General features: G+C 46.0%; 21 protein-coding genes. All 21 read left to right on the forward strand.

From position 1 onward, the window contains the following. Positions 1-144 precede the first annotated feature (144 nt). The 21 genes from rpsB (at position 145) to rpsO (ending at position 21866) form a co-directional block, all read left to right on the forward strand. Positions 145-915, forward strand: coding sequence for a 30S ribosomal protein S2 (gene rpsB / locus QSV55_RS05065; protein ID WP_133451923.1), 771 nt, complete (start codon positions 145-147; stop codon positions 913-915). A 126-nt stretch (positions 916-1041) separates the two neighbouring features. Beyond that, entirely contained in the window at positions 1042-1923 is an 882-nt protein-coding gene (gene tsf, locus QSV55_RS05070; protein WP_133451922.1) for a translation elongation factor Ts, read from the forward strand. A gap of 150 nt (positions 1924-2073) precedes the next feature. Continuing rightward, positions 2074-2793 (forward strand): UMP kinase, encoded by a 720-nt coding sequence (gene pyrH / locus QSV55_RS05075; RefSeq protein WP_133451921.1) that lies wholly within the window; start codon positions 2074-2076, stop codon positions 2791-2793. A 17-nt stretch (positions 2794-2810) separates the two neighbouring features. Next, positions 2811-3368, forward strand: a complete 558-nt coding sequence (gene frr, locus QSV55_RS05080; protein ID WP_133451920.1) for a ribosome recycling factor — start codon at positions 2811-2813, stop codon at positions 3366-3368. Positions 3369-3479: 111 nt separating this feature from the next. Then, entirely contained in the window at positions 3480-4229 is a 750-nt protein-coding gene (locus QSV55_RS05085) for an isoprenyl transferase (RefSeq protein ID WP_289650947.1), read from the forward strand. Next, a complete protein-coding gene (locus QSV55_RS05090; RefSeq protein ID WP_289650948.1) occupies positions 4226-5014 on the forward strand; it encodes a phosphatidate cytidylyltransferase in 789 nt (262 codons plus the stop codon). Before QSV55_RS05085 ends, QSV55_RS05090 begins: the two co-directional genes overlap by 4 nt. A gap of 8 nt (positions 5015-5022) precedes the next feature. After that, a complete protein-coding gene (gene dxr / locus QSV55_RS05095) occupies positions 5023-6153 on the forward strand; it encodes a 1-deoxy-D-xylulose-5-phosphate reductoisomerase (RefSeq protein ID WP_289650949.1) in 1131 nt (376 codons plus the stop codon). Positions 6154-6156: 3 nt separating this feature from the next. Beyond that, positions 6157-7437: an RIP metalloprotease RseP gene (rseP, locus tag QSV55_RS05100; protein ID WP_289650950.1), complete on the forward strand. Its 1281-nt coding sequence runs from the start codon at positions 6157-6159 to the stop codon at positions 7435-7437. Between the two features lie 14 nt (positions 7438-7451). Continuing rightward, the gene (locus tag QSV55_RS05105) at positions 7452-9155 is read left to right on the forward strand and encodes a proline--tRNA ligase (protein WP_289650951.1); all 1704 of its coding nucleotides are present in this window, start codon (positions 7452-7454) and stop codon (positions 9153-9155) included. A 79-nt stretch (positions 9156-9234) separates the two neighbouring features. Continuing rightward, positions 9235-13536, forward strand: coding sequence for a PolC-type DNA polymerase III (locus QSV55_RS05110; protein WP_289650952.1), 4302 nt, complete (start codon positions 9235-9237; stop codon positions 13534-13536). Between the two features lie 113 nt (positions 13537-13649). Continuing rightward, the gene (rimP, locus tag QSV55_RS05115; protein ID WP_133451913.1) at positions 13650-14117 is read left to right on the forward strand and encodes a ribosome maturation factor RimP; all 468 of its coding nucleotides are present in this window, start codon (positions 13650-13652) and stop codon (positions 14115-14117) included. A gap of 15 nt (positions 14118-14132) precedes the next feature. Continuing rightward, the gene (nusA, locus tag QSV55_RS05120) at positions 14133-15194 is read left to right on the forward strand and encodes a transcription termination factor NusA (protein ID WP_133451912.1); all 1062 of its coding nucleotides are present in this window, start codon (positions 14133-14135) and stop codon (positions 15192-15194) included. Between the two features lie 11 nt (positions 15195-15205). Next, the gene (rnpM, locus tag QSV55_RS05125; RefSeq protein WP_289650953.1) at positions 15206-15490 is read left to right on the forward strand and encodes an RNase P modulator RnpM; all 285 of its coding nucleotides are present in this window, start codon (positions 15206-15208) and stop codon (positions 15488-15490) included. Beyond that, positions 15487-15816 carry a YlxQ family RNA-binding protein gene (locus tag QSV55_RS05130; protein WP_133451910.1) on the forward strand — a complete coding sequence of 110 codons (330 nt, stop codon included), beginning with the start codon at positions 15487-15489 and terminating at the stop codon, positions 15814-15816. Before rnpM ends, QSV55_RS05130 begins: the two co-directional genes overlap by 4 nt. Beyond that, positions 15813-17981 (forward strand): translation initiation factor IF-2, encoded by a 2169-nt coding sequence (infB, locus tag QSV55_RS05135; protein ID WP_289650954.1) that lies wholly within the window; start codon positions 15813-15815, stop codon positions 17979-17981. The genes QSV55_RS05130 and infB overlap by 4 nt, the downstream gene beginning before the upstream one ends. Positions 17982-18086: 105 nt before the next feature. Beyond that, positions 18087-18446: a hypothetical protein gene (locus tag QSV55_RS05140; protein WP_289650955.1), complete on the forward strand. Its 360-nt coding sequence runs from the start codon at positions 18087-18089 to the stop codon at positions 18444-18446. 174 nt (positions 18447-18620) lie between these two features. Continuing rightward, positions 18621-19040 carry a hypothetical protein gene (locus QSV55_RS05145; protein WP_133452453.1) on the forward strand — a complete coding sequence of 140 codons (420 nt, stop codon included), beginning with the start codon at positions 18621-18623 and terminating at the stop codon, positions 19038-19040. A gap of 187 nt (positions 19041-19227) precedes the next feature. Further along, complete coding sequence (gene rbfA / locus QSV55_RS05150) at positions 19228-19572, forward strand: 30S ribosome-binding factor RbfA (RefSeq protein ID WP_133452455.1); 345 nt, start codon at positions 19228-19230, stop codon at positions 19570-19572. A gap of 62 nt (positions 19573-19634) precedes the next feature. Next, entirely contained in the window at positions 19635-20531 is an 897-nt protein-coding gene (gene truB / locus QSV55_RS05155) for a tRNA pseudouridine(55) synthase TruB (protein ID WP_289650956.1), read from the forward strand. A gap of 20 nt (positions 20532-20551) precedes the next feature. Then, the gene (locus QSV55_RS05160; RefSeq protein ID WP_289650957.1) at positions 20552-21511 is read left to right on the forward strand and encodes a bifunctional riboflavin kinase/FAD synthetase; all 960 of its coding nucleotides are present in this window, start codon (positions 20552-20554) and stop codon (positions 21509-21511) included. An 85-nt stretch (positions 21512-21596) separates the two neighbouring features. Beyond that, entirely contained in the window at positions 21597-21866 is a 270-nt protein-coding gene (gene rpsO, locus QSV55_RS05165) for a 30S ribosomal protein S15 (protein ID WP_133452458.1), read from the forward strand. The last annotated feature ends 82 nt before the right edge of the window (positions 21867-21948 follow it).

The raw sequence follows: 21948 nt of genomic DNA on the forward strand, positions 1-21948 counted from the left end.
TTTTTTCTGTGCAATATGCTATATTAATAGACGGCTTTTGAAAAAGCTAATTCACACACTAGAGCTAAGTATTTCAGTGGTGCAGCATCAAGCTGTTCTGAAATTGCCTTTAGTGGCGGAATAAACCAATAGGAGGAAAATAAAATGGCAGTTATCTCAATGAAACAATTGTTAGAAGCTGGTGTACATTTCGGACACCAAACTCGTCGCTGGAACCCAAAAATGAAGAAATACATCTTCACAGAAAGAAACGGTATCTACATCATCGACCTTCAAAAAACAGTGAAGAAAGTTGAAGAAGCATACAACTTCATGAAATCTGTTGCTGAAGAAGGCGGTACTGTATTATTCGTAGGTACTAAAAAACAAGCACAAGAAGCGATCAAAGAAGAAGCTGAGCGTGCAGGTCAGTTCTACATCAACCAACGTTGGTTAGGTGGGACTTTAACAAACTACAAAACGATCAACAAACGTGTAAAACGTATTGCTGAAATCGAAAAAATGGAAGAAGACGGTACATTCGATGTTCTTCCTAAAAAAGAAGTTGTAGAACTTAAAAAAGAATACGATCGTCTGATCAAATTCTTAGGCGGTATCCGCGACATGAAATCAATGCCATCAGCGATCTTCGTTGTAGACCCTCGTAAAGAGCGTAACGCAATTGCTGAAGCGAAGAAATTACACATTCCAATCGTCGGTATCGTTGATACAAACTGTGACCCAGACGAAATCGATTACGTTATCCCTGCAAACGACGATGCGATCCGTGCCGTTAAACTTTTAACAGGTAAAATGGCAGATGCGATCCTTGAAGCGAAACAAGGCGTATCAGATGAGGAAGTTGCAGCTGAGCAGAACATCGATTTAACTGAAGCAGAAGCGCCGGCGACATCTGAAGAAACGACTGAAGCATAATAAACAAAGGTGATAAGTTTACTTATCACCTTTTTTAAAGAAATCATGTAAATATTTCGCCTTTTGGCTGACAATTTAGTATGATGAATGAGTGAAGAACATTACTTTTATCTGGAGGAATTATTCATGGCAATTACAGCACAATTAGTAAAACAACTACGTGAAAGAACCGGCGCAGGTATGATGGACTGCAAAAAAGCATTGACTGAAACAAACGGTGACATTGATGCAGCAGTAGACTACTTACGTGAAAAAGGGATTGCTAAAGCAGCTAAAAAAGCGGATCGTATCGCAGCTGAAGGGACAACTTATGTCGCTTCTAAAGGTAACGACGCAGTTCTTTTAGAATTGAACTCTGAGACTGACTTCGTTGCACGTAATGAAGGTTTCCAAACATTAGTAAAAGAAATGGCAGATCACATCTTAACGGCTAAACCAGCAGACGTTGAAGCGTTAATGGCTTCAGAAATGTCAGATGGTAACACAGTTGAAAATAAAATGAATGAAGCAATCTCTACAATCGGTGAGAAATTAACGCTTCGTCGTTTCGTCTTAGCGACTAAAACAGATGCGGATACTTTCGGTGAGTACTTACACATGGGCGGCCGTATCGGCGTGCTTGCTGTAGTGGAAAACTCAACTGATGCTGAAGCAGCGAAAGACGTGGCAATGCATATCGCAGCCCTTAACCCTAAATTCGTTTCTCGTGAGCAAGTTTCACCAGAAGAACTTGAGCACGAAAAAGAAATCTTAAAGCAGCAGGCTTTAAACGAAGGTAAACCAGAAAATATCGTTGAGAAAATGGTTGAAGGTCGTCTTCGTAAATACCTTGAGGAGATCTGTGCAGTGGATCAGCCGTTCGTCAAGAACCCTGACCAGACTGTTGCTGAGTTCCTTAAATCAAAAGGTGGCTCTTTAAAATCATTCGTTCGTTATGAAGTGGGTGAAGGTATCGAGAAACGTCAAGATAACTTCGCTGATGAAGTAATGGGTCAAATCAATAAATAATAGAAGATAGACACGATGATTCATTAAGATGATTCGTGTCTTTTTTCAAGCATTAACAGATCAGTCATTAACTGATATAATACATATAGTTTGTGCGCTTCTTTCAAGAAAGAAGAGATAAAAATAAACGAGCGAAAGGGCGGAGTAACAATGGATACATCTAAATATAAACGAGTCGTACTGAAATTAAGTGGTGAAGCATTAGCAGGAGAGACGGGATTCGGTATCAACCCTGTCATCATCAAAAATATTGCGAAGCAAGTCGCTGAAGTGGCATCGATGGATTGTGAAGTCGCTGTTATTGTGGGTGGCGGTAACATCTGGCGAGGCAAGACGGGTAGTGACCTCGGTATGGACCGCGGGACTGCCGACTACATGGGGATGCTGGCGACAGTGATGAATTCGCTCGCACTGCAGGATAGTCTGGAGCAGCTTGACTGTGACACGCGTGTCCTCACTTCAATTGCTATGCAGCAAGTAGCGGAACCTTATATCAGACGTCGTGCCATCCGTCACCTGGAAAAAGGACGTGTCGTTATTTTTGCGGCTGGCATCGGAAATCCTTACTTCTCAACTGATACTACTGCCGCTCTTCGCGCAGCAGAAATGGAAGCTGATGTCATTCTGATGGGTAAAAACAACGTGGACGGTGTCTACTCAGCAGATCCAAAACTGGATCCGACAGCGAAAAAATACGATAAGCTGACCTATATCCAGATGCTGCAGGAAGGTCTGCAGGTCATGGATTCTACAGCAAGCTCGTTCTGTATGGACAACGACATCCCGCTCGTGGTATTCTCAATTATGGAGGATGGCAATATTAAACGGGCCATCATGGGAGAAGAAATCGGTACAACGATTACTAAATAAGTGAGGAGTTATTTCTTATGACGAAAGAGATCATCAACGAAACAAAAGACAAAATGCAGAAGAGCATTGACAGCCTGACACGTGAGTTTGCAGGGATCCGTGCAGGCCATGCCAGCGCGAACTTACTTGACCGTGTGTCTGTTAACTACTACGGTGCAGACACTCCTGTCCAGCAGCTTGCAGGTATTTCAGTGCCTGAAGCAAGAATGCTTGTTGTGACACCTTATGATAAATCTTCTATTGATGACATCCTGAAGGCAATCAATATGGCTAATCTGGGTGTCAATCCGACGTCAGACGGTACGGTTATCCGTATTACGGTGCCGGCACTGACAGAAGAACGTCGTAAAGAGTTTGTGAAAGAAGCGAAGAAAGAAGCTGAAAATGCAAAAGTGGCTATCCGCAATATTCGCCGCGATGCCAACGATGACCTGAAAAAAGCTGAAAAATCTGGTGAACTGACTGAAGATGATCTTCGCAGCTACACTGAAGATGTTCAGGACTTGACGAATGACCACATCAAAAAAATTGATGATTTAACAGCAGCTAAAGAAAAGGACATTATGGCTGTTTAATCACGAGTTGCCGATGTTTCACTTATTGTGAGACATCGGCTCTTTTTTTGTGGTTAAATAGAGGAGTAGATATGTTAGAATGAAGTTTAGTATCAAAGTTGGAGGACCGCTATGTTTAATATATTTAAGAAGAACGCTTCTCAAACCATCGAACATGACGTTGTGCCGGAACATATCGCCATCATAATGGATGGAAACGGCAGATGGGCTAAAAATAGGAAGATGCCTCGTGTCAAAGGTCATTATGAAGGGATGCAGACGGTCAAAAAAATTACGACGCATGCCAGTCAGATCGGGGTCAAGTACTTGACGCTTTACGCGTTTTCGACTGAAAACTGGTCAAGACCGAAAGAAGAGGTCAATTACCTGATGAAATTACCGGTTGATTTTCTGGCCTCATTTCTGCCGGATCTGATGAAAAATAATGTCAAGGTCGAATCGATCGGCTTTACTGAGCAGCTGCCGGACCATACTAAAGAGGCGCTCTATAAAGTGCAGAGAGAGACCGAGAACAACACAGGAATGAAGCTGATCTTCGCACTGAATTACGGCGGGCGAAAAGAAATAGTCGCCGCTGTCCAGCTCCTGGCAGCCGCCTATAAAAATAATGAGATCCAGCTGGACGATATTGATGAGGAGCGCGTCGGGCAGGCTCTCTTTACACATGATTATCCCGATCCGGAACTATTGATTCGGACATCTGGTGAAGAACGTCTCAGTAATTTTATGCTCTGGCAGACGTCATACAGTGAATTTGTCTTTGATGATAAACTGTGGCCGGACTATGCGCCTGCGGACCTCGATCGCGCGATTCATACATACTGCAAGAGACAGCGGAGATTCGGAGGGCTGAACGGATGAAGACAAGAACTATCACAGCCATCATCGCTATGGCTATCTTCCTGCCGATTGTTATCTACGGCGGCATACCTGTTCTGCTCCTTGCCTACTTGCTTGCTATCGTCGCGCTGAAGGAAGTGCTGAATATGCAGCGCATTAAGCTCTATTCCTTGCCGGGTCTGATTAGTACAGCTGCACTCTGTCTAATCATGTCGCCCACGCGCAGCCGCATTGTAGAAAGTGACTATCAAGTCCCTTTTCTGATCATCATCAGCCTTATTCTACTCAGCTATACCGTGGTTTCTAAGAACCGATTCTCATTCGTCGATGCCGCATTCTGTATGCTGGCAGTCGCTTATGTCGGTATCGGATTTATGTATTTCTACGAGACAAGGCATCAGGGGCTTCATTATCTCCTTTTTGCGTTGCTTGTGGTATGGTTAACAGATACCGGCGCATATATATTCGGTCGTCTGTTCGGCAGGCGTAAACTATGGCCGGAGATCAGCCCGAATAAGACGATAGAGGGCTTTATCGGCGGAATAGCGAGCAGCACGATTGTCGCTGTCATTTTTGCACTGAACTATGACATGCCGCTCGGACTCATACCGCTCATCCTCGTGACATGGTTGTTCAGTATTGCAGGCCAGTTAGGCGATTTGGTGGAGTCAGCATTGAAGCGTAACTTCGGCGTAAAGGACTCAGGGACACTGCTGCCTGGCCACGGCGGCATACTCGACCGTTTTGACAGCTTTATTTTTGTCCTGCCATTGATCAATATCTTTTTAATCAACTTTCAGAGTTAGGTGATGACATGAAAAAAATAGGAATTTTAGGTGCAAGTGGTTCGGTCGGCATGCAGGGACTGGATATCATCCGTCAGCATCCGGAAGAATACAAACTGGTTAGTTTTGCGGTAGGTCGCAGTATAGACCTCGCGAAGGAAATTATTGAGGAGTTCAGCCCGGCTATCGTCTCCGTCCAGAATGAAGCAGATAAGCGGGAACTGCAGGATTACGATATTGAAATCGTGCATGGTGAGGCAGGTCTGCTCGCAGTTGCCGGCTATCCTGACAATGATATGCTGCTGAACGCCATATTAGGGAGTGTGGGACTGCGACCCACACTGCATGCGATAGAGCAGGGCATTGATATTGCGCTCGCCAATAAAGAGACACTGGTGGTTGCAGGTGAGCTCGTGATGCAGCAGGCCAAGAAATACGGGGTCAATATTCTGCCAGTTGATTCTGAGCATTCAGCCATCTTCCAGTGCTTAAACGGTGAGAATCCGGACAATATTGAGAAAATCATCATTACGGCAAGCGGGGGTTCTTTCAGAGACAAGACCCGCAGCGAACTGGAGAATGTCACGCTCGAGGATGCGCTGAATCACCCGAACTGGTCGATGGGCCAGAAGATTACCATCGATTCAGCAACGATGATGAATAAAGGACTGGAAGTCATTGAAGCGAAATGGCTCTTTGACTTACCGATCGAGAAAATCGAGACCATCCTGCATCAAGAGAGTGTCATCCATTCGATGGTGGAATTTAATGATACAAGTGTCATCGCCCAGCTCGGGACACCGGACATGCGTATGCCGATACTGTACGCATTCAGCTATCCGGACAGACTGCCGCGTCAGGGCGAGCGCCTGGATTTGGCGAAGCTCGGGACGCTGAACTTCAAGGAGATGGACTTCGATCGCTTCAGATGCCTGAAGTTCGCCTATGAGGCCATCAAGATAGGCGGCACGATGCCTGTTGTCATGAATGCGGTCAACGAAGTCGCCGTCCAGATGTTCCTGAACGGAGAAATCAGCTTCCTCGATATTGAGCGCCTGATTGAGCGGGAGATGCAGCAGCATGAAGTCATCCAGCATCCCGACCTGGAAACAATATTGAAAGTCGATGCAGATTATAAATCGCGTCACTATGAGGTGTAAGATATGATAGGGATTATCGCATTTATATTTGTCTTCGGACTACTCGTGACCGTCCATGAGTTCGGACATTTATACTTCGCTAAAAGAGCGGGTATCATGTGTCCGGAGTTTGCGATTGGCATGGGACCTAAACTGTTTTCTTATAAACGGAACGAGACACTCTATACGATCAGAATGCTGCCGGTCGGCGGATACGTCCTGATGGCAGGAAGCGGCATGGAACAGAATCCGCTGACAGCGGGTCAGACGGTCAGCATCAAACGGAATGCTGCCGGTGAAGTGACCCATGTCATACTGGATGACCAGCATCAGTTCAGACAGATTGAACAGCTGGAAGTAGAGGACAGCGATTTTGAAGACGACCTGTTTATTGAAGGTATTGACAGTTATACGAATGAACGCGTGCATTATACACTGGCCGATGAAGCCTACTTCGTGCGTGAAGGCGATCTTGTGCAGATTGCACCGCGCCATCGCCAGTTCAAAAATAAGAAACCGTGGCCGAAATTTCTGACACTGTTTGCAGGACCGCTCTTCAACTTCTTGCTGGCACTGGTCATTTTCATTGGTCTGGCTTTTGTTTCAGGTACGCCGACTGATAAGGCCATCATCGGTACTATTATAAAAGACAGTCCGGCTGATGAGGCAGGGCTTGTCATGAAGGACAAGGTCCTGGAAATCGACGGCCATAAAATCGAGAAATTCGAAGACATGAGTCAGTATTTAAAAGACGGTAAAACACATCAATTTCTGATTGAACGTGAAGGTGAGAAGCTGACTAGAGCAGTCACACCTAAGCAGATGGAATTTCAGGATAAGACTAAGACGCTTAAGAAGTATGCCATCGGTGTTAACCCGATGATGACACATGATAATGTCCTTGCACCATTTAAATATGGTTTCCTCAAAACAATTGAGATGATGTCTCTGATTTTCATGCTGGTCGGTCAGCTCTTCTCGAGCATTTTTACCGGACATTTCAGCTTTGATATGCTGAACGGACCGGTCGGCATCTACAAGAACACAGAAAAAGTGGCATCGCTCGGCATCATCTCGCTCTTATCATGGGCAGGGATGTTGTCAGTCAATCTGGGTATCATGAATCTGCTGCCGATTCCGGCGCTTGATGGCGGGCGCATTCTTTTTGTGATCTATGAGGCGATTTTCAGAAAACCTGTCAACAAAAAGGCAGAGGTCGTCATTATCACAGCAGGCGCTGTCTTCTTATTCTTTGTCATGATTATGGTGACATGGAATGATATACAACGATATTTCTTTAATTAATAGGGGGCTAAGTTATGAAACAATCTAAAATGTTTATTCCGACATTACGGGAAGTGCCGAATGATGCGGAATCCAAGAGTCATCAGCTGTTACTGAAAGCAGGGATGATCAAGCAGATCGCAAGCGGTGTCTACAGCTACTTGCCGATCGCGAAACGGGTGCTGAATAATATTGAGGCGATTGTACGCGAGGAAATGGAGGCCATTGACGGCGTAGAGATTCTGATGCCGGCCCTGCAGCCGTCTGAGCTGTGGCAGGAAAGTGGTCGCTGGCCGAGTTACGGTGCTGAACTTATGCGCATGACTGACCGACATGGCCGTGAATTTGCACTCGGTCCGACACACGAAGAAATCATCACGTCTTTAGTCAGAGATGAGCTGAAATCATATAAGAAGCTGCCGGTGACATTGTTCCAGATCCAGAATAAATTCCGCGATGAAAAACGCCCTCGTTTCGGTCTGCTGCGCGGACGTGAGTTCATCATGAAGGATGCCTACAGCTTCCATGCGACAGAGGAATCATTGGATGCAACTTATCAGGATATGTATCAGGCCTACAGCAATATCTATAACCGCGTCGGTCTCAAGTTCCGTCCGGTCATTGCTGATAGCGGTGCAATCGGCGGCAGCCATACACATGAATTTATGGCGCTCGCTGAAATCGGTGAAGATACCATCGCTTATACGGACGGCAGTGACTACGCAGCGAACATTGAGAAGGCTGAAGTGGTCTATACGCCGAACGTCCAGCATACGGCGGAAGCGGCGCTTGAAAAAATTCATACACCAGGCGTCAAGACCGCGCAGCAGCTGGCAGACTTACTCGGTAAACGTCTGGATGAGATCGTCAAGTCGATGATTGTCAAGGTGGATGACCGATTTGTCATGTTCCTGATTCGGGGCCATCACGAATTGAACGACGTCAAAGTCAAATCCTTCTTCGGCACTGAAGTGGTAGAGATGGCGACTGAAGCAGAGATTGAAGGTATCATGAATGCAAAACCAGGCTCACTCGGTCCGGTCGGTGTCGATAAGATTGATATTTACGCCGATCATTCTGTGCAGGATATCAATAACCTTGCCGTCGGTGCCAATGAGACGGACTATCACTATATCAATGCGAACCTGGGTCGTGACTTCCAAGTCAAGGCATTCGGTGATTTCCGTTTTATCCTGGAAGGGGAACAGGCGGCAGACGGCAGTGGTCCGGTCAAGTTCGCTGAAGGCATCGAAGTCGGTCAGGTCTTCAAGCTCGGCACCAAGTACTCTGAAGCCATGAAAGCGACATTCCTCGATGAACAAGGGAAAGCGCAGCCGATGATTATGGGCTGTTATGGTATTGGCGTCTCCCGTACGCTGAGTGCTGTCATCGAGCAGCATCATGATGACAACGGTATTATCTGGCCGAAAGCCATTACACCATTTGACATCCATATCATCTCTGTCAATCCGAAACAGGATGCACAGCGCACTCTGGCAGACCAGCTTTACACGGACTTCTCAAAGAACTATCAGGTTCTTTATGACGACCGTCAGGAACGTGCCGGTGTTAAATTCAACGATGCAGACCTGATCGGTGTACCGCTTCGTATCGTCGTCGGCAAACAGGCGGCAGACGGTATTGTAGAAGTGAAACTGCGTGGAACGGGTGAATCATTTGAAGTCCCTGTCAATGAACTGACAGCTAAAATTGAAACATTATACCAGGACTTAGCTTAAAAATTTGCTATAATAGAACTAACTTAAGTAATGCGCTTTTTGGCGTATTACTTTTTCATTTTATAAAGGTGGTCTTGGCGTGAATAAAGAAGAAAAATTTAAGGTTCTGCTGTCACAGCTGAAGATGACAGATGCCTTTCCAGCTGAACTGGAGGGATGCACGCTTGAACGTCTTGATATCTCTCAAAAAGAGCGCCAGTGGTTCTTTCATATCAAGAGTCCGGTGATATTCCCGGCAGATGTCTATATGCATTTTCAGAATGAGATGAAGCAAGCATTCGGTCATATTGCCACTGTTGACTTTCAGATTACAGCTGCTGACCAGTCGGACAAGCTGGACAAAGTGCAGGATTATCTGCATCATTGCGTCGAACAGACGGCACTGAGTCCCAATCTTAAAAGACAGCTTAAGCAGAAGAAGTATACATTTTCAGGTGATGTCATCAGGTTTATCGTCAATAATGAAGTCGAACAGCAGCATCTTGAGAAATCCTGTAATGGTTCACTGCTGAAAGCCTTCAAGAAAGCGGGCTTTCATTTCGATAAAATCATCTTTGAGATAGATGACAGGGACCAGCAGCGTGAACTGGAATCACTGGAAGCGACGATACAGGCGGAAGATACAACCAGTGCTATCCAGACACGTGAACGGGTAGCAGAGATGCAGAAGCAACGTGAAGAGGAAAGTGACGAGGTAACAGAAGCGTCCATCGGCAAAGATATCCATATTGAATCCATCCGCCCGATCTCATCGATTATCGAGGAAGAGTATAAAGTGGCGATCGAAGGGGTCATCTTTGATGCTGAGATCAAGGAGCTGAAGAGCGGCCGCTATATTCTGCAGCTGAAGATCACGGATTACACGGATTCTCTGACGCTGAAGATGTTCAGCCGTAACCGCCAGACGAAAAATGACCTCGAACATTTCAAAGCGCTGACGCCAGGGAAATGGGTTCGCGCGCAAGGTAAGATTGAAGAGGATACCTTTATCCGTGACCTGGTGATGATGATCAGTGACATCCATGAAATCAAACGTTCTCCGCGCAAGGATAAATCTGAGGAGAAACGGGTGGAATTTCACCTCCATTCCAGTATGAGTCAGATGGATGGCATCACCCATATCGGCAAATACGTGGCCCAGGCTGCGCAGTGGGGTCACAAGGCGATTGCAGTGACGGACCATAACGTGGTGCAGGCTTATCCGGATGCGCATGCTGCAGCCGAGAAAAATGGCATCAAAATGATCTATGGCCTGGAAGGCATGCTTGTCGATGAAGGCGTACCGATTACCTATCATCCGGCAGACAGGGACCTCAGTTCGAGCAGCTATGTCGTCTTTGACGTCGAGACGACAGGACTCAGTTCGCAGTACGATAAGATTATCGAACTCGCCGCAGTCAAAGTGCAGGACGGTGAGATCATTGATAAATTCGAAAGTTTCAGTAATCCCGGGGAACTGCTGAATGAAACCATTAAACAGCTGACAGGTATCACCGATGATATGCTCGCGGATGCACCGCCGATTGAAGATGTGCTGCCCCGCTTTAAGGAGTGGGTGGGAGACGCGATTTATGTGGCCCATAATGCCAGCTTTGATATGGGATTCATTGACACAGGATATGAACGTCTCGGCCTGGGGGCCGGTGAGAATGGTGTGATTGACACGCTGGAACTGTCGCGGACCATCAACACAGAGCTCGGCAAGCACGGTCTGAATTTTCTCGCGAAGAAATACGGTGTCGAACTGACTCAGCATCATAGAGCCATCTATGACGCTGAGACGACCGCCCATATCTTCGTCAAAATGCTGAAGCAGATGGCTGAGCGCGGGGTGACGAACCACAGCGAAATTGACCAGAAACTGTCCAATCAGGACGCATATAAACGTGCACGGCCTGTCCACGTCACGCTGCTGGTCCAGAATCAGAAAGGCCTGAAAAATCTCTTCAAGATTGTGTCTGAGTCGCTGGTTCATTACTATTACCGGACACCGCGCATTACGCGCAGCTTGCTGGAGGAGAACCGCGAAGGCATTCTGGTCGGCAGTGCCTGCGACAACGGTGAGATCTTTACGGCGGTCATGAACAAGGATCAGTCAGAGGTTGAGAAAGTGGCTCAGTTCTATGACTATATCGAAGTTCAGCCGAAAGCGCTGTACCAGCACCTTCTAGCGCGTGACCTGATCCGTGACAATGAGACACTGGAGGAGATCTATCACCGCATTATTCAAGTCGCTGATAAATTAGGTAAACCGGTCATCGCGACGGGCAATGTCCATTATCTTCATCCTCATGACAAGATCGCACGTGAGATTCTCGTTGCGAGTATGCCGGGGAACCCGCTAAATAAGAGCGGTTTTCCGGATGCCCATTTCAGAACGACTGATGAAATGATGGATGACTTCATGTTCCTCGGTGAAGAGAAAGCATATGAGATTGTCATCAAGAATACGAATGAGCTTGCTGAGCGTATTGAGCGCGTAGTGCCGATCCGTGATGAACTGTACACACCTTCTATTGAAGGGGCGAATGAAGAAATCCGCGAGATGTCCTATGCGAATGCGCGTAAACTATATGGTGACGATCTGCCTGAAATCGTGGTGGCACGACTTGAGAAGGAACTTGCCAGTATTATCGGCAACGGCTTCGCGGTCATCTATCTGATATCCCAGAAACTCGTTAAGAAGTCTCTCGATGACGGTTACCTGGTCGGCTCGCGGGGGTCGGTCGGCTCAAGTTTTGTCGCGACCATGACTGAAATCACGGAAGTCAATCCGCTTCCTCCGCATTATATCTGTCCGAAGTGTAAAGAAAGCCACTTCTTTGATGATGGTTCTGTATCGAGCGGCTATGATTTGCCCGATAAGAAATGTGAGAAATGTGATGTCCCTTTTATCAAGGAAGGACAGGATATCCCGTTTGAGACCTTCCTCGGCTTCAAGGGTGATAAAGTGCCTGATATCGACCTGAACTTCAGCGGAGAATATCAGCCTCAGGCCCATAATTACACGAAAGTATTATTCGGTGAGGATAAGGTTTTCCGCGCAGGTACAATCGGTACGGTTGCCGAGAAAACCGCATTCGGCTATGTCAAAGGCTATCTAAATGACAACAGCATGCACAAACGGGGCGCAGAAATTGACCGCCTGGTTCAGGCATGCACAGGTGTCAAGCGGACAACAGGACAGCACCCGGGCGGCATCATCGTCGTCCCTGAGAATATGGATATCTATGATTTCACGCCGATCCAGTTTCCGGCTGACGACCAGAACTCATCCTGGAAGACGACGCACTTCGACTTCCACTCCATTCATGATAATCTGCTGAAGCTTGATATACTGGGGCACGATGATCCGACGATGATCCGGATGCTGCAGGACCTGTCCGGCATAGATCCGAAGACCATTCCGATGGATGACAAAGAGACGATGAAGATCTTCTCCGGTCCGCAGAGTCTCGGCGTCACTGAGGAGGATATCATGTGCAAGACAGGCACATTCGGGGTACCGGAATTCGGGACCGGATTCGTACGCCAGATGCTGGAAGACACGAAGCCAAGCACGTTCTCCGAGCTCATTCAGATTTCAGGCCTGTCACACGGTACTGATGTCTGGCTCGGCAATGCACAGGAACTGATTCGTACAGGCACCTGTGACCTGTCTGGTGTCATTGGTTGTCGGGATGATATCATGGTCTACTTGATGTATGCCGGTCTGGAACCGTCACTTGCCTTCAAGATCATGGAATCGGTGCGTAAAGGTAAAGGACTGACCGAGGATTTTGAAGCGGCAATGAGGGAGAACAATGTGCCGGAATGGTATCTGGAGTCCTGCAAGAAAATCAAGTACATGTTCCCGAAAGCCCATGCCAGTGCCTACGTCATGATGGCGCTGCGCATCGCTTATTTCAAAGTGCATCATCCACTGTATTACTACGCCGCCTATTTCACTGTCCGTGCCTCTGACTTTGATCTGCTCACGATGACAAAAGATAAGAACACGATCAAAGCGACAGTGAAGGATTACTACGCGCGCTACCATGACCTCTCGAAAAAAGAAAAGGATGTCCTCACCGTGCTGGAACTCTCCAATGAAATGGCACAGCGAGGTTTTCGTATGCAGCCTGTCTCACTGGAGAAAAGTCAGGCATTCGATTTCATTATCGAGGGCGATACACTGATTCCGCCTTTCAATGCAGTACCCGGACTCGGTGATAACGTCGCTAACAGAATCGTTATGGCACGAGAAGAGGGGCCCTTCCTGTCCAAGGAAGAACTGAACAAAAAAGCAGGGGTCTCCCAGAAGATCATTGATTATCTGACGATGCTCGGCTCTCTTGATGATATGCCGGATAAAGCACAGCTCAGTATCTTTGACTTATAGAATTGAAGCATCTGACGACATGTGTTATAATAAGGATGCTTAACAAAATACTCTATTGACGAAAAGAGTGGGATATCCCGCTCTTTTCTTCTTGTCAGATTAAGGAGGCATATATGAGCAAAATAACAGAACGTGTTGAAGAGATTGTGACGCCCATCATTCAGGATTTAGGTTTTGAGCTTGTTGACGTTGAATACGTGAAAGAAGGCCCGGACTATTATCTCCGCATCGCCATTGATAAAGAAGGCGGCATTGATATTTCAGACTGTGCACTTGCCAGTGAGAAGATCAGTGAAGTGATGGATAAAGAAGACCCGATCACTGACGCCTATTTCATGGATGTATCATCACCGGGTGCTGAGCGTCCGCTGAAAAAAGAAGCGGATTACACAGCGGCAGTCGGTCATCCGGTCTATGTCAAGCTGTACGAGGAAATCGGCGGCGATAAGGAGTGGCTCGGTGAACTGGTGAAGTTTGATGCTGAAACGGTGACGATGTCTGTCAGAATTAAAACACGTACAAAGGAAATTGAACTGCCACGCAAAAAAATCGCAAAAATCAGACGTGCAGTCATTCTTTAAATAACGGAGGACAAAATGAAAAACAACGAATTATTAAACGCTATTGATTTTCTTGAAAAAGAAAAAAGTATCCCGCGTGAAGTACTGATCGAAACAATTGAAGCGGCACTTATCACGGCCTATAAAAAGAACTATAACTCTGCAAGCAATGTCCGTGTCGAGCTGAATATGGATAACGGTAGCTATGCGGTCTACTCCCGTAAAGATGTTGTGGAGGAAGTGGAAAATCCACGTGAACAGGTTTCACTTGAAAGAGCCCTTGAAACGAATCCGGCTTACGAGGTTGGCGATATTTTTGAAGAGAATGTCACACCTTCAGACTTCGGTCGCGTCAGTGCACAGGCAGCTAAACAGGCAGTGATGCAGCGCCTGCGCGATGCTGAGCGTGGCATCCTTTACAATGAATTCATCGACAAGGAAGATGACATTATGACAGGGATCATCGACCGTGTCGATCATCGTTATGTCTATGTCACGCTGGGTAAGACAGAAGCTGTGTTATCAGAAGCAGAACGTAGCCCGAATGATGTCTATCGTCCGACTGAACGCATCAAGGTCTATGTCAATAAAGTGGAACAGACGACGAAAGGACCGCAGATTTTCGTCTCAAGAAGTCATCCGGGCCTGTTGAAACGCCTCTTTGAACAAGAAGTACCGGAAATCTTTGATGGCACTGTCGTCGTGAAATCGGTGGCACGTGAAGCAGGCGACCGCTCCAAGATCAGTGTCCATTCTGAAAATCCTGATATCGATGCAGTCGGCGCTTGCGTCGGTGCCAAAGGGGCACGTGTCGGCGCTGTAGTGGATGAACTGGGCGGCGAGAAAATTGATATCGTTGAATGGAGTGCGGATCCGAAGACATTTGTCAAAAATGCACTCAGTCCGTCACAAGTCGTGGACGTACTGGTCAATGAAGAAAATCAGTCGACGACGGTTATCGTGCCGGATTATCAGCTGTCACTTGCAATCGGTAAGCGGGGTCAGAATGCACGGTTAGCAGCTAAACTGACAGGCTGGAAGATCGATATCAAGAGTGAGACAGATGCTAAAGAAGCGGGTATCTATCCAGTCGAATAAGGGGGAAGATGATGAAACAGAAGAAAATTCCCATGCGTAAATGCATTTTAAGCCAGGAAATGAAACCGAAGCGTGAGATGCTGCGGGTGGTCCGCTCTAAAGAGGGCGATATCGCGGTAGATCCGACCGGTAAGGCGAATGGTCGCGGTGCATACGTATCTATGGACCTGTCAATAATCGAAAAAGCGCGCAAAAAGAAAAGGCTCGAACAATTCTTTGAGGCAGATACAGAAAGGCTGAATCCGATATACGATGAACTGATTCGTCTCGTCTATCGCTCAATGATACCGAAATGAGCCTGAAGGACAGAATACTGAACCTGCTCGGACTTGCCATGCGTGCGCGCAAACTCGTGACAGGGGAGGAACTGGTTATAAATGAAGTGAGAAGGGGTAAAGTCAGATTAGTGATTTTATCAGAAGACGCTTCACTCAACACAAAAAAAAATATCATGAATAAATGTCAGTCATACCAGGTGAAATGTCTGCAGTTCGGCTCGCGACATGAACTTGGATGGGCGATCGGTAAGGATGAACGTGTCATCATCGGTGTCCTTGACTCAGGTTTTGCGAAAAAGCTGAAAGATATGATTCATGAAAGTGATGAAGGAGAGAACCTATGAGTAAACAAAGAATATATGAATATGCCAAAGAAGTAGGTAAAAGAAGTAAGGATATTATCGACGAACTTCAGAAAATGGGTGTAGAAGTAACGACGCATATGAAGACGCTGGAAGATAAAGAAATCAGTGATTTAGATAAAATCTTCAAAAAAGATGCGCCGAAAGCGGAGCCTAAAAAAGAGCAGCCTAAAAAAGCGGAGAACAGTCAGAATAAACCTGCGCAGAACAACCAGAACAAACCTGCGCAGAACAACCAGAACCGCAATCCAAAACCAGGACAGAACAAAAATCGCCCGGGTCAGAACAACAAGCCGAATAACCGCCCCGGCCAGAAAAACAATAAAGGCAAAAAAGGGAAGAATCCAAAACCGCAGACACCACCGCCAGCACCAGTCGTGAAGGAAACACCTGCTAAAATCACTTACACTGAAGGTATCACTGTAGGTGAACTTGCTGAGAAATTAAATAAGGACGCTTCAGAAATCGTCAAAAACTTATTTATGGTCGGCATCATGGCGAACATCAACCAGCCGCTGACTGAAGAAGCGATTGAACTGATCTGTGATGAATATGGCGTTGAAGCTGAGCTTGAAGTGATCATTGATGCAACAGACCTTGAGACTTATTTCGAGGATGCTGATGCAGATGATGCGGATAAAGAGGAACGCCCACCTGTTGTCACCATCATGGGTCACGTCGATCACGGTAAGACAACGCTTCTTGACTCCATCCGTAATACACGTGTCACTGCAGGTGAAGCGGGTGGTATCACCCAGCATATCGGTGCCTACCAGATTGTCAATGAAGGCAAAAAAATCACATTCCTTGATACACCAGGTCACGCAGCTTTCACAACCATGCGTGCGCGTGGTGCGCAAGTGACAGACATCACCATTCTCGTCGTCGCAGCAGACGATGGCGTGATGCCGCAGACTATCGAAGCGATCAACCACGCGAAAGCGGCAGAAGTACCGATCATTGTAGCGGTCAATAAAATCGATAAACCGACTGCTAATCCGGACCGCGTCATGCAGGAACTCGGTGAGCACGGCCTCTACCCTGAGGACTGGGGCGGCGACACGATTTTCGTTCAGCTGTCTGCGTTAACAGGCGACGGTATCGATGATTTACTTGAAATGATTCAGCTTGTAACAGAAGTAGAAGAATTAAAGGCTAATCCGAAACGTACAGCACTCGGTACAGTTATCGAGGCAGAGCTTGATAAATCACGTGGACCTGCTGCATCGCTGTTGGTTCAGGACGGGACACTGGAAATCGGTGACTCCATCGTTGTCGGTAACACATTCGGTCGTGTCCGTGCGATGGTCAATGACCTGGGTAAACGCATCAAGACAGCAGGACCATCAACACCGGTTGAGATAACAGGTCTGCAGGATGTGCCTCTTGCGGGTGACCGCTTCGTTGTCTTCAAAGATGAGAAGAAAGCACGTCGCATCGGTGAAGCACGTCAGCAGCAGAACATCATGGCTCAGCGTCAGGAAAGCCAGAAAGTCTCACTTGATAATCTCTTTGAACAGATGAAACAAGGCGAAATGAAAGACTTGAATGTCATCATCAAAGGGGATGTCCAAGGTTCTGTAGAAGCGCTTGCGGCATCACTGATGAAAATCGATGTGGAAGGCGTCAATGTCCGTATCATCCATACGGCAGTAGGGGCGATCAATGAATCAGACGTTACATTGGCATCTGCTTCAAACGGTATCATCATCGGTTTCAACGTCCGTCCAGATGCGAATGCGAAACGTGCAGCTGAAGCTGAGAAAGTAGATATGCGTCTCCACCGCATCATCTATAAAGTCATTGAAGAAATCGAATTTGCCATGAAAGGGATGCTGGATCCTGAATTTGAAGAGAAAGTGATCGGCCAGGCGGAAGTTCGTCAGACCATCAATATCTCTAAAGTAGGTACAGTAGCCGGTTCATACGTCACAGACGGTAAAATCACTCGTGACGCCAGCGTCCGCATCATCCGTGACGGCATTGTCGTCTACGAAGGTGCAGTCGATGCACTGCGTCGTTTCAAAGACGATGTCAAAGAAGTGACAGCAGGCTACGAATGTGGTATCACAATCGAGAACTTCAACGACATCAAAGAAGGCGACATCTTTGAGGCATTTGTCATGGAAGAGATCAAACGCGTCTAGTCACTCATAAAAAGCTATCTTCTTTTCAGAAGGTAGCTTTTTTAATACATACATTTAAATGTAAAAATAGTATAATAGAGCAAAGAGCATTTTTTCGGAGGGTATATGGCGTATATCAATTTTATTATGGGATGGAAAAATCAGGATCTTCAGGTTCTGAAGGAGATTTGTGATCCGGGTCTAAAAGCATTTTTTGTGGATAGTGACAATCGCCAGGTTGAATATGATTATGAGCAGTTTATCAATCTTCTGGATATTCGTTTTCAGAATGTGCAGGACTGGCAGTTCGATATTATCAACAGATACATGAGAAATGACGAAGAACTGATTCTGATAAATGTCACACGGGAAAATAGTCAGCAGGAACTGATAGAGCCTTTGGCGTTCTGTATCTTTACTTTCAAGAAGTCGAACGAACCGAAGCTGATCAGAATGTATATGGAAACGAAACTGAACCAGCAGTAGCCAAGAATCCTTCACTCACAGAGTGGAGGGTTCTTTTATATGCGGGAAAAAGAATGGATTATTAATATTAGAACATTCTGAAAAAAATATGAATTATGATTGTGATACAACAGAAAAGTTGTATAATGATGGTATAGAACCAATAGAGTCAAATAATTTTAAGGGGTGCTGATAATGGCTAGAGATGCAAAATTATCACATATGCGTATCGATGAGTTAATCAATGTGAATACAACAATGAAAATGAAAAGTGAGTTTGTTTATGCAAACACTTTTAAAGAATATCTGGAGACAATCTACCGCGAAGAGATTCTAGTGAGAGACTATGAAAATGTTCTGCTCGCTTATGATAATGATAAAGCTTACGCCTACATCAAAGAACATGATAAATTCCATTTCATCACTTGCACAAAGAGTGATTCTTCAATCAGTCATACATTCTACAAAGAACCGGTTGAAAAGATGAACGTCAATGTTAAGTCGATTGACCCGTTAGTCATTGAGTCAGTTGATATTTCTATTCGTGGCGATCAGCTGAAACTGATCAACTCAAACAATGATGTGATGTTCAATCGCTTTATCTCAAAATTATAATCATCATATGCCCTGACAGAAGTCAGGGCTTTTTTATTTGATAAAAGGAAGAGTCCGCCATCCGGTAGATAGCGGACATATCGATGCCCGCATAACCCTAGCCACTCTAAAACCCGTTCAATTGACAGGGCTTGGATAAAAATTTTATAATAAGTATCACGAATATAGTCCGACAGAGGTGAATAGTATGAGCATGAGAAGTGAACGTGTTGGTGAACAGCTGAAGAAAGAACTCAGTGAGATTATCAACCAGAAGATGAAAAATCCTAACATTGGATTTGTGACCGTCACAGAAGTTGAAGTGACAGGTGATTTATCACAGGCCACTGTTTATGTGACAGTTCTTGGTGATGAAAAAGAACGTAAGAAATCTCTTGAAGCGCTTGAGAAATCGAAAGGTTTCATGCGTTCTGAGATTGCGCACCGTATGGATCTACGTATTGTACCTGAACTGAAATTTCAGTATGATGAGTCCATCGACTACGGCAACAAAATTGAGCGTATGATTGCTGACCTGAATAAAGGCCACTAAATAGACGACTGACACTTTTTCATGTAAACTCGATTATGAGTTTACTGGAAAGGTGTTTTTTTATGGATGGAATTTTAGCGATCAATAAACCGCGGGGTATGACAAGTCATGATGTGGTCTTTAAGCTGAGAAAAATTTTAAAGACGAAGAAAGTGGGTCATACAGGCACGCTGGATCCTGCAGTGAACGGTGTGCTGCCGATCTGTATCGGTCGTGCTACCCGCGTCAGTGATTATATGATGGACAGCGGAAAAACGTACATCGCAGAAATAACGCTCGGCAGTCAGACGACGACTGAAGATCAGACAGGTGAAGTGATTGCTGAAGAACCCATCAGTCCTGATGCCTTTTCTGCTGAGGAAATAGATGCAGTACTGCAGTCTTTGACTGGCCCACTTGTGCAGATACCGCCGATGTATTCTGCCGTTAAAGTGAACGGTCGAAAACTCTATGAATATGCGCGGGAAGGTAAAGTGATTGAACGGCCGGCACGTACAGTCCAGATTGATGCTATAAGTCGGCTGTCACAGCCTGTCTTTCAAGATCATAAAGTCATCTTCGAGATTGAGATCGTATGCGGCAAGGGCACTTATATCCGGACGCTTGCCACGCAGATAGCGGAACGTCTGTCGACAGTCGGACATATGTCCAGACTGACCCGCACGTCTTCCGGCGGCTTTCAGCTGGATGACAGTCTGACACTGGAACAGCTAGCGATGATGCCGCTTGAGCAGGTACAGGCTCATCTGCTGCCGCTGGAACGGGGCTTAAAAGACTTGCCGCACATCGAAGTCTCAGCAGCCATAAAGGACCGTATACTAAACGGCCAGAAACTGAAGCAGTTCAGTGAGCCGCTGACTGGAGAGACGGTGCTGACATATCAGAATAAGGCGCTTGCCATCTACATGCCGCACCCCGATCTGGACGGTATCATCAAAGCACGGAAAGTCTTCAACTAACTTAAAAAGGAGCTCTGTAAATGCATACTATACATGTCAACCGCATTGAAGAAATGTACCAACATCCCGATATCGCACTTGCCATCGGTTTCTTCGACGGCATTCATCTGGGTCATCTGACTGTCATCAACAAGATGATTGAGATCGCTGAGGAGAAGAAGCTCAAAAAAGCAGTGATGACATTTGATCCGCATCCGTCAGTTGTTCTTAATCCGGAAAAGAAACGGACGGATTATTTAACACCATTAAATGAAAAAAAACGTATCTTTGAATCATTAGGGGTGGATTATCTCTTTATTGTGCCGTTCACTTCCAAGTTTGCGGCTATGGCAGAAAAAGATTTTATCCGCGACTACTTAACCAATAATCACGTCAAGGAAGTGATTGCAGGCTTTGACTTTACTTACGGTAAATTTGGTAAGGGCAATATGCTGAAGCTTGCTGAAGACCGGCAAGGCTTCAATGTGACGGCTGTGTCCAAGAAAGCCCTGAACAACGAAAAAATATCGACGACTGATATCCGCCGCATGTTGACTGAAGGCGAAGTCCTCAAGGCGAATGAACAGCTGGGACGCCCGTATAAGATTGCCGGCATCGTCGTCCAGGGGGAAAAGCGCGGCCGTACGATCGGTTTTCCGACTGCGAACGTGATGCCTGATGAAGATTACGTCATGCCGAAGCTCGGCGTCTATGCGGTGACCTTGAAGCAGGTGGCGACAGGCGAGACGTTTAAGGGGGTCTGTAATATCGGCTATAAACCGACATTCCATGACCCGTCGAAATCCGCCGTTTCAATAGAAGTGCATATCTTTGATTTCAGTGAGTCCATCTACGGGGAACGTGTGGAAGTCTTCTGGCATGAGTTCCTGCGTCCGGAACAGAAGTTCAGCGGGATTGACGCGTTGATCGCACAGATCAATCTCGACAAGAGACAGGCAGAAGAAATTCTTCGTGACATCGATCGTTCATCTGTGCTATAATATTCGGGTACCTTTCCTTGGCTTGTCGACACTCCGACGACGCGCTCGGGTTACGGTGTAAATTATAATAGGAGGTCATTTAATTATGGCAATTTCACAAGAACGTAAAAATGAAATCATTGCACAGTACCGTGTACATGATACAGACACAGGATCACCAGAAGTACAGATCGCAGTCTTAACTGCAGAAATCAATGCGTTAAACGAACATTTACGTACTCACAAAAAAGACCACCATTCACGTCGTGGACTTTTAAAAATGGTTGGTCGTCGTAAAAACTTACTGACTTACCTTCGTGAAAACGATGTTCAACGTTACCGTGAATTAATTAAATCATTAGGTTTACGTCGATAATCATAACAGTCGAAAGGAACTCACGTTTCTTTCGATTTTTTTATGACTAACTTTTTAATAAATGATATGATGAGAGATATAA

It is taken from the genome of Macrococcus bovicus, assembly GCF_030376725.1.
In the GTDB taxonomy this organism is placed as follows: Bacteria; Bacillota; Bacilli; order Staphylococcales; family Staphylococcaceae; genus Macrococcus; species Macrococcus bovicus.

Coding starts and splice junctions, on each gene's coding strand:
- rpsB (WP_133451923.1), top strand. CDS start 145: ATGGCAGTTATCTCAATGAAACAATTGTTAGAAGCTGGTGTACATTTC.
- tsf (WP_133451922.1), top strand. CDS start 1,042: ATGGCAATTACAGCACAATTAGTAAAACAACTACGTGAAAGAACCGGC.
- pyrH (WP_133451921.1), top strand. CDS start 2,074: ATGGATACATCTAAATATAAACGAGTCGTACTGAAATTAAGTGGTGAA.
- frr (WP_133451920.1), top strand. CDS start 2,811: ATGACGAAAGAGATCATCAACGAAACAAAAGACAAAATGCAGAAGAGC.
- QSV55_RS05085 (WP_289650947.1), top strand. CDS start 3,480: ATGTTTAATATATTTAAGAAGAACGCTTCTCAAACCATCGAACATGAC.
- QSV55_RS05090 (WP_289650948.1), top strand. CDS start 4,226: ATGAAGACAAGAACTATCACAGCCATCATCGCTATGGCTATCTTCCTG.
- dxr (WP_289650949.1), top strand. CDS start 5,023: ATGAAAAAAATAGGAATTTTAGGTGCAAGTGGTTCGGTCGGCATGCAG.
- rseP (WP_289650950.1), top strand. CDS start 6,157: ATGATAGGGATTATCGCATTTATATTTGTCTTCGGACTACTCGTGACC.
- QSV55_RS05105 (WP_289650951.1), top strand. CDS start 7,452: ATGAAACAATCTAAAATGTTTATTCCGACATTACGGGAAGTGCCGAAT.
- rimP (WP_133451913.1), top strand. CDS start 13,650: ATGAGCAAAATAACAGAACGTGTTGAAGAGATTGTGACGCCCATCATT.
- nusA (WP_133451912.1), top strand. CDS start 14,133: ATGAAAAACAACGAATTATTAAACGCTATTGATTTTCTTGAAAAAGAA.
- rnpM (WP_289650953.1), top strand. CDS start 15,206: ATGAAACAGAAGAAAATTCCCATGCGTAAATGCATTTTAAGCCAGGAA.
- QSV55_RS05130 (WP_133451910.1), top strand. CDS start 15,487: ATGAGCCTGAAGGACAGAATACTGAACCTGCTCGGACTTGCCATGCGT.
- infB (WP_289650954.1), top strand. CDS start 15,813: ATGAGTAAACAAAGAATATATGAATATGCCAAAGAAGTAGGTAAAAGA.
- QSV55_RS05140 (WP_289650955.1), top strand. CDS start 18,087: ATGGCGTATATCAATTTTATTATGGGATGGAAAAATCAGGATCTTCAG.
- QSV55_RS05145 (WP_133452453.1), top strand. CDS start 18,621: ATGGCTAGAGATGCAAAATTATCACATATGCGTATCGATGAGTTAATC.
- rbfA (WP_133452455.1), top strand. CDS start 19,228: ATGAGCATGAGAAGTGAACGTGTTGGTGAACAGCTGAAGAAAGAACTC.
- truB (WP_289650956.1), top strand. CDS start 19,635: ATGGATGGAATTTTAGCGATCAATAAACCGCGGGGTATGACAAGTCAT.
- QSV55_RS05160 (WP_289650957.1), top strand. CDS start 20,552: ATGCATACTATACATGTCAACCGCATTGAAGAAATGTACCAACATCCC.
- rpsO (WP_133452458.1), top strand. CDS start 21,597: ATGGCAATTTCACAAGAACGTAAAAATGAAATCATTGCACAGTACCGT.